9 protein-coding genes are annotated in these 16,541 nt (G+C 38.6%); 2 read left to right on the forward strand and 7 right to left on the reverse strand.

Features of this window, described 5'->3' with window-relative positions; all coding sequences use genetic code 11:
- Positions 1 to 80: 80 nt before the first annotated feature.
- The 3 genes from H4O18_RS10055 to H4O18_RS10065 all read right to left on the reverse strand — a co-directional run bounded on the left by H4O18_RS10055 (position 81) and on the right by H4O18_RS10065 (position 6,743).
- Positions 81 to 476 (reverse strand): response regulator, encoded by a 396-nt coding sequence (locus tag H4O18_RS10055; RefSeq protein ID WP_187584106.1) that lies wholly within the window; start codon positions 474 to 476, stop codon positions 81 to 83.
- 186 nt (positions 477 to 662) lie between these two features.
- The gene (locus H4O18_RS10060) at positions 663 to 3,698 is read right to left on the reverse strand and encodes a PAS domain S-box protein (protein WP_187584108.1); all 3,036 of its coding nucleotides are present in this window, start codon (positions 3,696 to 3,698) and stop codon (positions 663 to 665) included.
- A gap of 498 nt (positions 3,699 to 4,196) precedes the next feature.
- A complete protein-coding gene (locus H4O18_RS10065; protein WP_187584110.1) occupies positions 4,197 to 6,743 on the reverse strand; it encodes a phosphoenolpyruvate carboxylase in 2,547 nt (848 codons plus the stop codon).
- 515 nt (positions 6,744 to 7,258) lie between these two features.
- Between H4O18_RS10065 and H4O18_RS10070 the strand changes: the two genes are divergently transcribed.
- Entirely contained in the window at positions 7,259 to 9,181 is a 1,923-nt protein-coding gene (locus tag H4O18_RS10070; protein WP_246474179.1) for a metallophosphoesterase family protein, read from the forward strand.
- Complete coding sequence (locus H4O18_RS10075; RefSeq protein ID WP_187584114.1) at positions 9,168 to 11,429, forward strand: GH92 family glycosyl hydrolase; 2,262 nt, start codon at positions 9,168 to 9,170, stop codon at positions 11,427 to 11,429. Before H4O18_RS10070 ends, H4O18_RS10075 begins: the two co-directional genes overlap by 14 nt.
- A gap of 102 nt (positions 11,430 to 11,531) precedes the next feature.
- Here H4O18_RS10075 and H4O18_RS10080 read toward each other — a convergent pair whose 3' ends face one another.
- The 4 genes from H4O18_RS10080 to H4O18_RS10095 are packed head-to-tail and all read right to left on the reverse strand — an operon-like array spanning position 11,532 to position 16,310.
- On the reverse strand, positions 11,532 to 12,329 hold the full coding sequence (locus tag H4O18_RS10080; protein ID WP_187584116.1) for a glutamine amidotransferase-related protein: 798 nt from the start codon (positions 12,327 to 12,329) through the stop codon (positions 11,532 to 11,534).
- A 2-nt stretch (positions 12,330 to 12,331) separates the two neighbouring features.
- Positions 12,332 to 13,504 (reverse strand): iron-containing alcohol dehydrogenase, encoded by a 1,173-nt coding sequence (locus tag H4O18_RS10085; protein WP_187584118.1) that lies wholly within the window; start codon positions 13,502 to 13,504, stop codon positions 12,332 to 12,334.
- A 40-nt stretch (positions 13,505 to 13,544) separates the two neighbouring features.
- Positions 13,545 to 14,930 (reverse strand): aldehyde dehydrogenase family protein, encoded by a 1,386-nt coding sequence (locus H4O18_RS10090; RefSeq protein ID WP_187584120.1) that lies wholly within the window; start codon positions 14,928 to 14,930, stop codon positions 13,545 to 13,547.
- 3 nt (positions 14,931 to 14,933) lie between these two features.
- Positions 14,934 to 16,310, reverse strand: a complete 1,377-nt coding sequence (locus tag H4O18_RS10095; protein ID WP_187584122.1) for a glutamine synthetase family protein — start codon at positions 16,308 to 16,310, stop codon at positions 14,934 to 14,936.
- Positions 16,311 to 16,541 lie beyond the last annotated feature (231 nt).

A 16,541-nucleotide genomic window follows, 5' to 3' on the forward strand; every position in this document is an offset into this window, starting at 1 on the left:
TTTAATTTGGCATTTTTCCATTGATAATTAGCTCTTTTCCTGAGAAAAGGGTTCCTTCAAAATATTATTACAAAACTATTTTAGCCCTGTATTTTTTTAATCAATTCACTGATTTTGCTATCCGTTAAGGGCTTGGCAATAAAATCATTGACTATTTCATATTGTTTGGCCTTCTCAATATCCCTGGAATCTATAGATGAACTTAAAATATAGACTCTAATGTTCTGCACATTGGAAAGTTTACTGAATTCATCCAAAAACTCCCACCCGTCCATTATGGGCATATTAAGGTCTAAAAAAATAACCTCAGGCGAACCTTCCTCAGATTCAAGCATAGGAACTATCATTTCCAGCGCTTCTTTCCCATTTTGAAAGACAATTATATTTGAAGCGAAACCATTATTCTTCAATAAAACTTTTGAACCAAAAACAAAAATAGGGTCATCATCAATGATGCAGGTAGTATTAATTCCCATTCACTTTATAAATTAATGTGTTTTTTTAATTGAAACCCCATAGTCTTTTTAATCTATAGAATATGTTGGTTTCCAATATCAGTAATATTTATTCATCTGGACATTAAGCACTTATTAAAAAATTGTTAAAATTAAGAGGATATTTTCAGAATAACCGTGATCGGTATCCATAACTATGATATCCAATTAAAGAATTTTAAAATATGTCGTAAATTTTGTTCCCTTATTTATTTCACTTTCCACCTCAATCTTACCGCCCATGGCTTCAATTTGATTTTTACTGATAAAAAGCCCTATGCCACGAGCTTCTGGATGACTATGAAATGTTTTGTACATCCCAAAGAGCTTGGATCCATGTCGGTCCAAATCAATTCCAAGTCCGTTATCGGCAACACTCAGAAAAGCATAATCCCCAGCCCTTCCGCCGTTAATTTTTAGTACGGCCGGCCTATCTGGAGATTTGTATTTAATGGCGTTGGTAATCAGATTAAGAATAATACTCTCCAAATAGGCATGCACTGCGAGTACATTAATATCACAATCAACCTCCAATTCTATTTGTGCATTGTTTTTCTTAACTAGGGAATCAACCGTTCCTAAAGCTTTCTGAACGTTTTCCAATAAATTTTGGGAAGTTAAAGTTGAGCTTACTTTAGAATTTATTTCTACAATCTCATTTAGTTGGTATATGGTCTCGTTCATATTATCCGAAACGACCTTAATATTGCGATAGTATTCATTTTTAATTACGTTGGGATCCTCTTGGAATGCCAAATCCAACAACATGGAAATATTGCTGGTATGCGATCTTAAATTATGCGAAACGATATGGGCAAAATTGATCAGGCGGTTGTTATGCTCCGTAAGGTTTTCGGTTAATAGCTTTTTGTCGGAAATATCCTGAATCTGTGCCACCAAATGAGTAACCTTGCCAGCATCATTTTTAACGGCCGCTATGGCTGCATTTACCCAAACATAGCCCCCATTTTTATGCACACAACGTTTCTCCAACTTAAACGACCCTTGTCCCCCACTATGAATTTCTGCCAACATTTCCTCAAGTCTACCCATATCCTCCTGATGCGCCAAATCAAATATTGTTTTTTCCAGAACTTCGGTCTCACTATATCCCAATATTTCACAAATTCTAGGATTGGCCTTACTCAGTCTTCCCTGCAAATCTATGACCAACATGCCTATTGCGGCATGTTTAAAAGACCTCCTAAACTCTTCTTCCTTGACTGCCAATTCTTTTGTTGCCCTGGCCTTTTCATCTATATTCTGAAAAAAACCATATAATCTTGTACAGACGCCATCCACCATTTCCGCAATTCCAATCGTTCTAGACCAAAACACCCTTTGATCAGTTGTAACTACCTGTAGTTCAAGATCAAAGCCTTCTCCTTTTTCAGTAGCTGTTTTTATGGCCTCTATTAGGGCTGCCCTGTGCTCCCCTTCCAGAAAAAAGAGATATACTTGCTCTAATGTAGGGACATAATCTTCAGATACTTTTACCATTTTTTTAATAGTTGGGCTCCAATAAACAGTATTGGTTACAAAATCCAACTCCCAAATACCAATTTTCGCTGCTTCATTGATGCGCTTCATTATGTCCGTGTTATGAGCCAATAGAAGTTCATTCTGTTTACGTTTTGTTATGTCCTGTACTTGGGACACAAAATGTATAATGTCGCCATGGTCATTATGTATTGCGGACATGGATATATTGGCCCAAATAACAGATCCATCTTTGTGTATAAACCTATGCTCTAACTTTATATATTTATGTTTACCATGAAATAATTCTTCTATAAAAGTCCGGTTTATTTTTAAGTCGTCCGGATATGCAATACGCTCCAGATCCATCTGCTGCAATTCAGCTTCGGTATAACCGAAAATATGGCAAAATCTTTTGTTGGCTTTTATCAATTTATTTTGACCATCTATCAAAGCCATTCCCATGGAAGAATGGTTAAAGGTTTGCCTAAATTGCTCCTCTCTGAACCTAATTTCCAACTGTACCTTTTTAATGTCATCAATGTCCTGAATAAGTCCGTATAACTTAACACACTTATTACCTCTATGTTCGGAAGCACCTATTACCCTTACCCATTTCAAGTTTCCGTTCTGTGTTTTTAGCTGCAATTGCTCATCAAACTCCATAGGTTTCAGAAGGGATTGAGAAACTATCCTCTTTATACGTTCACGATTTTCACCTTCCAAATAAAAACTCAAGCCTGCTTCCAAGGTTGGGGTATAATCTTCCGACACCTCGTGTATTTGCTTATTGACTTTACTCCAGAAAATATTGTTTTCCTCTTGATCAACTTCCCAATAACCAATTTTTGCAGCTTCACTGGACCGTTCAAAAAGATTCTTATACTTTTCCAACAAGATTTCATTGGTTTTACGACTAGTTATATCGTAATGAATACCTGATACGATTTCGGGAAGGCCATCTTCATCGTATTTGGTGATTTCACCACGGCTCAAAACCCAAACCCAATGCCCCTTTTTATGTTGCATTCTAAATTCCACCTCGTAAATACCGTTTTCTTTAACATGATTTTCCAGGGAAATATCTATCTCCTCAATATCCTCTGGATGAACCAGCTTTAAAAAAGTGCCGTAGGTTAATGGTTCCAGCTCGGCCAAAGTATAACCGAACATATCTGCCCATCTTTCATTACAAACTACATTCCCTGTTTTTAGATTACCTTCCCATATCCCTATATTGGCCCCCTTTACAACATTTTTATAATGTTCTTTCCAAACGGTCAACTGTCTTTCATCTTCCTTGTATTTTTCAATACTGAAAACAGAACCCAAAAGTGCATGGGCAGCCCCTGAATCATCCAACATCAAATTACCCCTTAAACTAAACCATAAGGAATACCCCTTTAAATGGTTCAATCTTACATCTATGTTTAATGGATATTTTTCAGAATTGTTGATATGCCTTTGACAGGCGTCTTGGATAAGTACTAGATCTTCTTGGTTAACCAATGATAAGAAATTGACCTCTACTACTTTATCGGGTGTTGACGAATAACCAAGTAGTTGTGACAGCTTATAACTAATACCTCCCCTTTCCGGATTTTTCAAATTCCAACACCATATGCCATCCGTAAAATTTTCTTGGACGAGACTAAAAAAATCACCTTCCTTATTTAATAGATCGCCAAATTCGTTTTGTAAGGTAGTCATATTGCTTTTTGGCATAAAATCGTCCTATTTTAAATATAATCATTGCCTAAAACTTCCAATACACCTGCACATTAGAATTAGATTCAAAATTATAAACCTAATGTCCAACAGGATAAACTAATCCTCACTTGAACCAGTATTTACAAAGCAAAGTTGTGCCGTGCAGTTGGTCCGCCATTAAATAGCTACTTAAAAGGAGAGGGGGGAATACCTAGTAGTCGTAACATATTTCCCTATTGCTATTGACTTTATATGATTCAGGTATACACAGTGTATACCCAAATATAAACAAAGAAACCGTTAACACTGAAACGATTTCAAAAATGATAAATTATATCGGCCTTAAAATTTTAATAAATACTAAGGAATAAATTTTCACCCGTGGAAAATATATAGTAGGAAATGGCCACAAAAAAAGATAGATTATTTGAAAAACTTCCAAATTCACCAACAATGTTGGACTGTCCCTTTTTATGGCCTATTTAGCATTCTTAAATACTTACATTCTTAACATTAGGCAGAATTCCTACTTGCATTTATATTTCCGTATAAGGACCTAATTACTATTTTCTCATATAAATCCTTATACTCGGTGTCCTTACTCATTTGCTGAAGGGCAAATTGTTGGATAACCAATAAAGGCAATACTATATTTTCCCTTATTTTAACCGATTCCCTTGAAACCGATTCTTTTTCCATCAATATCTTGGAATCTGAAATAAGCAATAACATTTCCTTGGACAGCAAATATTCCTCATATAGAATTTTCCAGAAATCACCATATTCCTTATCATCCTTCATATAGCTGGTCAATTCAAAATAACATTTGGCCAAGGACATCATACTATTGAGCATCAGTGCCTTAAACAAAGGGACATCTTTGAACAATTTTTTCAAATCCCCTAATTTCCCTTGATCTTTTAAAATCTTAATAGCAGTACCAATACCAAAATAACCTGGAACATTCTGCTTAAGTTGACTCCATGAACCTACAAAAGAAATAGCCCTTAAATCCGTGAGCTCCAGTTTTTTCTTATGGCCTCTTTTCCCCGGTCTACTCCCTATATTCGCTTTTTGGTAGTATTTTAAAGTACTCTTATTTTCTAAGTACGAGATGAATTTATCATGATTCTTTAAGTCATCATATTTTTTGAAACTTAAATCGGACAAGGCCTCCAATAATTCCCTGGATTCCTTGGAAATAATATTTTCCTTACCGAAAAAATTATTGGAAAGACCTGCAGTTAATAATTGTTCACAGTTATGTATAAACTGCTCCTTGGTACCATAAGTACTAGTTATAGTCTGCCCTTGTATGGTTAGTTGTATTTCATTATTGGCAATGTCTTTGGTTTGTGCCGCGTAAAACCTATGGGTTTTTCCTCCACCACGGGCAGGTGGTCCTCCACGCCCGTCAAAAAATATCGCCTTAATATTATTTTGATCACAAACGGCAGACAATTTTTCTTTGGTCTTGAAAATTTCCCAATTCGCCTTTACATATCCTCCATCCTTGGTGCCATCAGAAAACCCGAGCATTATGGTCTGCTTATAACTGCGCTGATCCAGATGCTTTATATAAGCAGGGAGATCAAACAATTCATTCATAGTATTTTCTGAACTTTCCATTCCTTTCATGGTCTCAAACAAAGGAATAATATCGAAGGTAATTTTATCAGAATCCCAACCACACCATCTAAATAGTCCGTAAACAAAAAGAACAGAAAAGATATTCTCGGAATTACTTATAACATAGCGGTTGCAGCCTTCTTCCCCATTTTTTTCCTGTATCCCTCTTAACTGTAGGATATTCTGGATGGTTTCGCGGACAATATCCTCCTCAAAATCCTGTTGTTGTAGGTTGATCTCCTTATGGAGTAGGATATCTATTAATTCCTGTTTATCCAGTTCATCAATATTATCAGAAATATATCCGTTCTCCTTAAGAATTGCTTCTACCACTTGTCTATGAACGCTATGGTCTTGTCTAATATCCAAGGTGGCAAAATGCGTCCTAAATATTTTTACCTTGTCTATAAGATAATCCAAATCCTTTAGGTACAACTTGTGGTATTTATTAATCAATATCGACCTAATTTCAAGAAGAGGTTCTATAATTTCATCGTAGCGCAACACTTTGCTGGCATCGAACATGGTATTGTACAACCGTCCCCTTAAATTGGATATTACATCCTGCAGTTCCCTAAAAGTTAATTTTTGCTGTAAGTTTTTTACATCGTGATAATAACATTTCATTAGGGTAATACGTAGCTCGTCGGCCACATCCTTGGTAATACTGGAAGTCACAAAAGGGTTTCCATCCCTATCCCCACCAGGCCAAAACCCAAGTTTCATGATGTTATGGTTATTAAAATCCATGTCGCCAATATTATCCTTGATGTAGGCATAAAGGTCACCAACAGCATCATAATAAACATTCCGTAAAATGTATATTATATTTTTAGCTTCATCCAAGGGAGTAGGTTTTTTAGCATTGATTAAAGAGGTTAGCCCCAATTGTTGAAGCACAAGATCAATGTCATTGATTTTATTTTCTAAAATCAGACTCCTTAAATTACTAATGATATCCAATACAGCAGGGGTGTAAAATTGGGTAGGATGTGCCGTTAAAACGATGCGAGCACTAAAGGTGGACAATTTTTCCGAAATCTGGTCCCAACTTTTATTTTTGTCAACAAGCTGAAAATAATCACCAATAGTCAGTGAACTACTGTGTTTCTGTAGCCTTGGAAAGGCTGCATCCTCAACACTGTCATACAACACCACTTGTCTTTCCACATACTGAATAATCCGGAACATAAAATCTATCCTGTCTTTTTCCGAATCTATCTTGGCATAGTTTTCAAAAAAAGCGTCCAAAATTTCCTGCGGATTTTTCCCGGATTTCAATCCCTTTTCAGCCTGATCCAATAATAAGGGAATAAGCATCCCGACATTTTCAATATTTTGATACGGCAAATTAAGGAACAAGCTATTATAAATATTGAACTTGTTATGAACTGATTTTTTAAACTCGTCTAATCTCTCTGATTGATGCATACATCTTTAATTACATTCTACATTATCAATTCCCACAAAAATAGGAACATGAATTTCAAAAATTAAATATCGGCATATTTTTAGATTTGAAGTAAGAAATATGCTCCAAACATCAAAATTTTATGGGGACACCTCAAAATCAATCCACTTCACAACAATAATTTTCCAAACGGATTACAACAACTTACATTTACATTGTAATAATAGAAAAGTAATTTTTTCATTTTCATATAGTGTTCTCGTAAAAGAGCTTTGTCGAACTGGCAAGGCTCTTTTTAGTTTCTGCCTATTTAATGGCAACTCTATTACATTACCTAGTTAAAAACAAAATATAAGCTTTTCCATATCAATAATACCTATAATCAGGACTTTCTGAAATAGGCATTTATGCAAACCTTTGCATAATTAATATTTCCCTATCTTTCCCATTATCAATATTTTATTGTTTTTTTGATTAGCACCCACTCCTGTTTTCATTTATGATTATCCAACAACATTTGCGCATTTTACTGATTATGATAAGTTTCATAATCGCGTCTTCCTGCGCAACAAAAAAAATCAAAAATCCGGAAGGTATAAAATTGGCCGTCCTAGCCGACGTACATTTGAGCGATGTTTATGGCGAGCTAAAGGATAATGATTACAAGGGGCTAAAGATTAAGCTAAATGGGGAGTATGCCTTTATAAGGACCATGAAATCGCAACTGCATTCCACACGCATCTTCAATGAAAATTATTTTGCCTTTTTGTCCGCCCTGGATGATGTGGTAAGTAGGGAAATAAAATACGTTCTTTTGCCTGGTGATTTTTCCGATGACGGCCAGCCCATACACATTAGGGGGTTAAAAAATATTCTTGACCATTACACAAAGACTTATGGACTTCAGTTTTTCCTGATTACGGGGAACCATGATGTGGTTCAACCCTTTAACCATAAGGATGGCAAGACCGACTTTCTGGGTGAAGGCGGAAAGTCACAACCTATTATGTCCCAACCGAACATGTACACTTCCAAGATGGATATGGAAAATCCCGTTGTAATATCCAGCGATCTTCAAAATTTGGGATATGAAGAAATTACAAGGTTTTTGGGCGATTATGGCTTTTTTCCAAAAAAAGAGTACCTCTACTGGGAAACTCCTTTTTCAAATTACAACTTCGAATCCTACAGCTATGACAAGGCTCGTAAAACTGCCGATTTAGAAAATAGAAGCCACCAAATTCCTTCGAATAATTTACCAATGCATGATATAAGCTATTTAGTTGAACCCATAGAAGGATTATGGCTATTGGCGCTTGATGCCAATACCTATATTCAAGACAAGAAGTTAAATGTTGATATTGCCCAACCTGAATATCCAAATACTGGGCTAGGACTAAACAATCTACTTACGGATAAAAAATACCTTTTGGACTGGGTACGTAAAGTAGCTGATAATGCTAAAAAACAGGGCAAGACCCTTGTTGCTTTTAGTCATTATCCCATGGTGGAATTCAATGACGGAGCATCCCCGGAAATGGAAGAATTACTGGTTGGCAGCAAGATGCAAATAAAAAGGGTTCCCGATAAAAAGGTCGCACAATTATTCGCTGAAGCAGGTCTAAAACTTCATCTGGGAGGCCATATGCACATTAATGATACCGGAGTCGCAGTTTCCGTGGAAGGCAATACCTTGTTCAATATTCAGACCCCTTCACTCGCAGCCTACAAACCGGCCTATAAAATACTGACACTTAAACATGGGGGATTCGCTGAGGTGGAAACTGTTGTCATGGATACCGTCTCCAGATATAAGGAATTTTTTGAGCTATACCATCAAGAATTTGGCTTTTTGGAACTCACGAAAGAAAGAAGTATCTGGAATAAGGACATTTTGTCTTCCAAAAACTATATGGAATTCATGGAATGGCATCTTAAAGAACTGGTGAGACTTCGATTCCTCCCTAGTGAATGGCCAGTTGAATTCAAGGATTTTGTTGTGGGCCTTTCCGGCAAGGAGCTAATACTGCTGTCCCAATTAAATACCTCCCTAACCATGGATGAGGTAGTGCAAGACTATAGAGAAAATCCAGAGAAAGTAGTGGACAGCCTAAATCTCTATAAAGGCAAAACATGGGAACAACAAATTAATGTAAATGACTTGGACGATTGGTCCGGCTATGATTTGTTAATGGATCTTTATAGGCTAAGAAGCGCTGATGAGTTGGCTATGGATGACATCGGGGCCAACAGATCACATCAATATCAATTCATAATAGATTCCTTTTTAAACAATCCTTCCTTCAAAGGCGATGCTTCCCCCTCTAAAAGAAAAATGTTACTACTGATGAACATTTTTGATAAATTTTTAAATGGGGCACCCTCGGACCATTTTCAACTAGACCTTAATTCAGGAAATATCTTTTCCTTAAAAAAACCTTTACATGAAAACAAATAAGCAATTACACTGCACGCTCCTGATATTTTTATTTGGGATGACAGGGCTGTCCGCCCAAAACAAATTGGAAGTTGATTATGTGAACCCACTAATTGGAACCCCGTCAGCTGGTTTTATCGATGGAAGGGATGGTGGAGGTACCATGCCTTGTGTGGGAACCCCTTTTGCGATGACCAATTTTGTGGCCCAGACACGTGAAAACAAGATCAGTGAAATGCCCTATGTCTATGAAGACAATACCATACAAGGCTTTATGGCCACTCACCAGCCAACGGTGTGGATGGGCGATTATGGCTACGTCTCCGTAATGCCTCAAGTTGGAAAATTAAAGTTACTTCCCAAAGACAGGGCCCTGCCATTTACCCATAAGGATGAAATTTCGAAACCCAATTACTACAGTGTTTCCATGGGTGATAAAAGTCAAAAAATAAAAGGGGAAATAGCGGCTGCATCACGCTGTGGTATATTTCAATTCACCTTTCCAAAGTCCGATGAATCCCACATCGTTATCCAAGGTATTAATATAACGGAAAATAAAAAATCGTTTCACGGCTATATCAATATAGATGAAAATAAAAGGGAAATTACTGGTTACAACCCTGAGCGGATGTCTTCACATTTGGGACCGGAGCTCAAAAACTTTAAAGGCTATTTCGTAATTCAATTTGATAAATCCTTTGAGCGATTTGGAACTTGGAATTCCTTTAGGACGGAACCCGACATAAAAGAAATGGGCAGAGAGCAGACCGGTGCCAGAATGGGCGGATACATAAGTTTCAAAACGGAAAAAAATGAAAAGGTCAAAGTAAAAATTGCAACTTCCTTTATAAGCTTGGAACAAGCCCGCGAAAACTTATCCAAGGAAATACCGGATTGGGATTTTAATAAAGTAGTGGAAAATACCCGGGATATTTGGCAAGAAAATCTCTCTAGAATTAAAGTAAATGGAGCTACGGAAGATCAGAAAAGTATATTCTATACCGCCTTGTTCCACACCATGTTGTTTCCTAGGGAATTTTCTGAGTACGGTCGCTATTACAGTCCGTTCGATGATAAGGTCCATAAAGGGGTTTCGTATAACGATTACTCCCTTTGGGATACTTTTAGGGCCCTACACCCCCTACTGCATTTTACACATCCAGAACGGGTTAGCCCTATGATACAATCCCTATTGCAAATGTACCAAGAGGGCGGGTGGCTGCCAAAATGGCCAAATCCTACCTATACCAACATCATGACGGGGACCCACGCCGACGCCGTAATTGCGGATGCCTATGTAAAAGGCTTTAGGGATTACGACCTAGATCTAGCTTATGAAGCTGTTCGAAAAAATGCCATGCACCCACCTTATAGAGACACCGAAAAGCCATGGGGGGACAGGGATGAAGGTACTTTATACGAGGCAAGGGGCGGACTCACCTACTATCATTCCTTAGGGTATGTGGCAGCCGATAAGACTCGGGAATCAGTTACAAGGACCATTGAATTTGGAATAGATGACTATAGCATTGCCCAAATGGCCAAGGATATGGGTAAAATGGAAGACTATGAGAGATTAATGGGATGGAGCAAAAACTACAAAAACCTTTACAATAAGGAGACCGGCTTCCTAAATGCCCGTCTATTTAATGGGGATTGGGACAAAAACGTACAGGAAGGTTTTACGGAAGGTGGACGATGGACCTATTTATTTGGGGCCATGCACGATATACAAGGAAGCATTGAACTCTTTGGAGGAAGGGATAAGTATGCCGCCAAATTAAATGAAAATTTTGATGGGCAGCACTACCGTCATGATAATGAACCCGGACATCATTATGCCTACCTTTTCAACTATGCAGGGCAACCTTGGAAAACCCAAGAGCTTATCCGTAAGCACACCTCAACCATTAATTATAGAAATCATCCTCTAGGAATCAACGGAAACGATGATTGCGGACAAATGTCGGCTTGGTATGTTTTTGGCGTTATGGGATTTTACCCTGTCACTCCGGGAACGGATATATTTGCCATTGGGGCTCCGCAATTTCCAGAATTCACCCTTAGCCTACGCAAGAACGGTGAGCCAAAATCCTTTAAGATAAAAGCCAACAACCTCTCCGAAGAGAATATGTACATTCAGTCCCTGAAATTGGACGGAAAGATATTGGATGAACCTTTTATCACTTATACTCAAATAATGAATGGTGATGTCCTAGAATTTGAAATGGGAAAAAGCCCCAATCCCAACGCTTTTAAAAACAACTAAAAAAGGAGTATAGTGATATAAATTCCCCATTGTTCCAAAATAACAAAGAGGATGGTTTTCAAAGTTAAAACCATCCTCTTAATACTTTATAGATTAGTTCTTTTATTCTCCCGATATATACCTCAACCACGCCATTATTTCTTGGGTATGGAGTTGGTAATCGGAAATCTCGGTTGGAATTCCTTTCTGTTCCTTCAATGACAAGGCGAATTCCTTAACGTCCTCCAAAGATTTAAAAGCACCACTGTTGACCAATTTTTCGGATAAAAACGAACCGATCAATGCCATGTCCGAAGTACTAAATTCAGGATGGTATTGAACCCCAAAAAATGAACCTTTTTTATAGTCGAATGTCATTGCCTGTACCTTGGAATGAGAATTACCGGCTAAAATAAGGGCGTTTTCGGGCACTTTTGCAACTTCATCATAATGAATACACAGTGATGAATAGGTCTTTTTACGGTGGGAAGTTAACGGACTTTTCCTTCCCAAGGGAGTGAGATCAATTGGTTTGGAGATTCCAAACTCCAAACCGTTCTTGCTAAGTGCCACCTTGCCCCCAGCTACTACCGTAGCTATCTGCATTCCCCAACAGCTTCCGTAAAACGGCACACCGCTCTTGAAAACCTCATTGGCAAAATTTAATTGCTGTTGAACATCCGGGATATCATCAAGGACACTAAGGGAGCTGCCTGTCCACAATACCCCATCATATTTTTCCAATTGTTCAGCTGTAGGCAATTCACTTGCCCCATCAGCCGGAAAGGCAAAATTTGTCTGAGCCTTTGGGACCAAGCCCCTCAGCATTTCTTGAAACATTAGATGATAAGGCTTTATCCCAAAGGCTCCTCTTTGCAGGCGTGTTTGTTCGTTATTGCCTTCTACTATTAATAATTTCACTCTTACAGTCCTTTTATTTCACCAGAAACAGCAGCTTTAAAAAGTTGCTCCAAATCCTTTGCATTAACAGGTTTTGCGTTGGAAGGTGTTGATGGATCTTTAAAAGCCATTTCCCCTATTTCCTTTGCGTTATCAGTATTAATGTCGATATCTTTTAGTGTATGTGGAATATTCAATTCTTTTCTCAGACCGATTATATAATCTATAATAGCATCGGTACCATGCTTTTCCAGTCCCAGGACTTTGCTTAAATGCACCATTCTATCCTCAATAGCTGCCTTATTCTGTTTTAAGGCATATGGCAATATTATGGCATTTAACAAACCGTGTTGTTTATTGTAAATGGCTCCCAATTGATGGGCCACTGAATGAACGGAACCTAATCCTTTTTGAAAGGCCGTTGCCCCCATAGAAGCTGCTACCAGCATTTGTCCCCTAGCCTCCAGGTTTTTTCCGTCCTTTACTGCAATCGGCAAATATTTGGCAATAATACGGATGGCTTCAATAGCAATACCTTCGGCCATTGGATGATATCCCGGAGCGCAATATGCTTCAATGGCATGCACCATAGCATCCACCCCTGTCCAAGCAGTGATATGAGGTGGCAAGCCTAAAGTCAATTCAGGATCGGATATCACTATTGCCGGTAACATTTTAGGATGAAAAATGATTTTCTTGGTGTGCAATTTTTCATCCAAAATCACCGATGCCCTACCCACCTCTGACCCTGTGCCAGCAGTAGTCGGGACAGCTATAATGGGAGCAATTCCGGCTAGGTCGGCATAACTCCAATTGTCGCCCACATCTTCAAAATCCCAAAGCGACCTGGTCTGTCCGGACATAAATGCGATTGTCTTGGCCGCATCAATCGCAGAACCACCACCAAATGCTATAACTCCATCATGTTTATTTTTTACATAATGGGCCACTCCGTCGACAACATTTTTTTCGGTAGGATTCCCCTGCACATCACTGTATACCGTAAAATTTAACCCTTCCTTTTTTAAGATGTTTATAGTTTTTTCTACTATATCCAATTTTACCAGGCCTTCATCAGTAACAAATAAAGGGTTCTTGATCCCCAATTTTTGGCATGCCTGTGATATTTCATTTATTCTACCATTTCCAAACCAGATGGTGGTAGGATAATTCCAATTTGTATTTGCTAATTGCATTAATTCTTATTTTTTAATTCAATAAATTGATTTCTAAATTTTATTTCCCTTTTCTAAAATTAAACGACTTCACCCGTGTAACATGGTCGTAGCCAATTTTTGACAGGGTAACGCCCTTTCCCGAATTTTTAACACCAGTCCAAGCCAAGGCAGGATCCAAATAATCACAGCGGTTCATGAAAACTGTACCGGTTTCAATTCTCCTTCCCAAATCCATAGCCCTATCCATATCATTGCCCCAAATGGAAGCGGTAAGTCCGTATTGGGAATCATTCATCAATCGCAATGCTTCTTCATCGTTCCTCACCTTCATTATTCCAACTACCGGTCCAAAACTTTCCTCGCTCATTACATCCATAGTATGATCCACATTCACCAGTACATGAGGGGATAAATAGGGAGTATCTCTTTTGGATGCCGCGAACAGGGATTCCGGCACCAAGGACTTTGCTCCTTTACCCAATGCCTGTTCTATTTGTTTTCTTACGTAATTAGCCGCATCAGTCTTCACCATTGGTCCCAGATTGGTCCCTGCATCCAAAGGATTTCCCAATTTGTATTGCTTTGTCAACGCTACAAATCCGTCAATAAACTTGTCATAAAGAGATTCGTGGACATAAATTCTTTCAATACCACAGCAGGATTGTCCACTATTAAAAAATGCTCCGTCCACCAAATTTTCTACACTATTCTCCAAATTGGCATCGGCCATTACATAGGCGGGATCCTTTCCTCCCAATTCCAAACCACAGGGAATAAACTTGTTCAGCAAAGAATTTTGAACGGCTATTCCTCCCTGTACAGAACCTGTAAAGTATACCCCGTCAATTCTGGTATCGGAAACTAATTGGGCCGTATTTTTATGGTTCAAGTGCAGTATTTGAAAAACGCCCTTCGGCAAGCCGGCCTTCGCAGCTGCTTTGGCATATCGTTCCGCTACCAAAGGTGTCTGAAAAGAATGCTTTAAAATCACCACGTTACCTGCCATTAGAGCAGGAACAATAGCATTTACAGAGGTCAAGAAAGGATAATTCCAAGGGCTTAACACACTAACAACACCAATGGGCACACGTTCTACCCATCTTTTATCCGGATTGGCACTATCTTCTACTTTATAATCGGTTAAAGCCTCTTCCGCTGCACCTATCATATAATGGGCACGGTCCGCAAACCCTTTTATCTCGCCCGGGGACTGACCCAAGGGCCTACCCATTTGCCAGGTAATTTCGAGAGCAATGTCATTCTTATCCTGAACAATGGCCTCCACAAAAGATGTAATATACTTTGCACGTTGAGCAATGGATAGATCGGACCACAATGGAAAAGCACTTTCGGCCAAACTTAAAGCCTGCTCAATATCCTTTGGGCCATGTTCTTCGGCAGTGTAATAAATACTGCCATCTATAGGTGATATAGTGTTTATCATTTTTTAAATTATTTCAAAATAACGTTTTAATTGCCAGTCTGTTATGGCTCCAAGTTGTTGTTGATCTTCCCATAGTCGGGTATACGCATAATGATCCACAAATATATCACCAAACAAGTCTCGTGCAATTTTTGAATTCTTAAATTTCTCAGCAGCATGTGATAAGGTCCTGGGCAACTGAAGTTCCTGAGGAAAATCTACATCATAGGCATTACCATCCACAGCTTTGGTTGGTTCAATTTTATTCTCTATACCCCATATTCCGGAACCAATTGCGGCTGCCAGCGCCAAATATGGATTAATATCGGCCGCTGAAACCCTATACTCCACTCTTTGTGATTTTTCCGATCCCGGGATGGCCCTAAGTGCACAAGTTCTATTGTCCATACCCCAAGAAGCAGCCGTAGGTGCCCAAAAACCTGGAATAAGACGGGTATAGCTGTTACAGGTAGAGGCCACCATGGCGAGCAATTCGGGCATTAACTTTTGCTGACCCCCTATAAACCAACGCATAACGTCTGACATTCCATGTTCCTTGCTTTCATTATAAAAGGCAGATGAACCATCCTTCTTTTGTAAAGAAATATGGATATGTCCGGATTGCCCTGGATAATTGGAAGACCATTTGGCCATAAAAGAGGCCATTAAACTGTTCTGCTGTGCCCATACTTTTACAAAGTTTTTAAACAAAGCCCCATTATCGGCTGCCCTTAGCGCCTCGGAATATTCAAGAGCTCCTTCGAGCACCCCTGCCCCGGTTTCTGTGTGCAGGCCTTCCAAAGGCATTCCCATCTCCTGGGCAAGACTCATTATTTCATGGTAAAAATTGGCATGGGTAGAACTTCGCAATATGGAATATCCAAAATTACCCGGTGTCATAGGTTCCAAATTATGGTAATTTTTATCGCGAATGGATTTTGGGGTCTCATTGAACAAGAAAAATTCGAACTCAAAGGATGAGCTTGCCGTATACCCAATATTCCCTAATCTATCCAAGGTTTTACGAAGTACAGATCTGGGGCACACACTTGCCGCTTTACTCTCGGAAAAATCAACCAAAAATATGACCGATTTATAATCTTCCGTTGGCAACACCCTCATACTCGACGCGTCTATTGTGGCATTGGCATCCGTAAAACCATCAGCCCAACCGGTAAAGGAATCATTCTTATATAAAACATCATTGGAGTCCCAGCCAAAGATTACACTGCAAAATCCGAATCCCTTGTCCAAAGCCGAAAGGAACTTTTTAGAATTCACATATTTCCCACGGAGTACGCCATCAACATCAACCACAGCCAACTTTATATTTTCAATCTGATGTTCGCTAATATATTTTTTAACCGATTCCGGTGTTATTTTTGGTTCTTCCTTTTTCATCTATTTAAAAATTTTTATTAATCTGAAAATGAACACGATAAAAAAATTTTGTGTAAATCAATCGCTACGCTTTCCCATAAACCTGCCTTCCGGCAGGCAGAATTTTAATTATTTCGGTTGGTATGCAAAAAATTAATTTTGTTTATGCTCATTTCATCGGTTAATTTTTGTTGTTTGTATTGGCCCAATAACCCTCCTAATGCAATGTAAGGTTTCATTTGACCACTTTTT

This window comes from Arenibacter arenosicollis (assembly GCF_014397245.1).
GTDB classification, from domain to species: Bacteria; Bacteroidota; Bacteroidia; order Flavobacteriales; family Flavobacteriaceae; genus Arenibacter; species Arenibacter arenosicollis.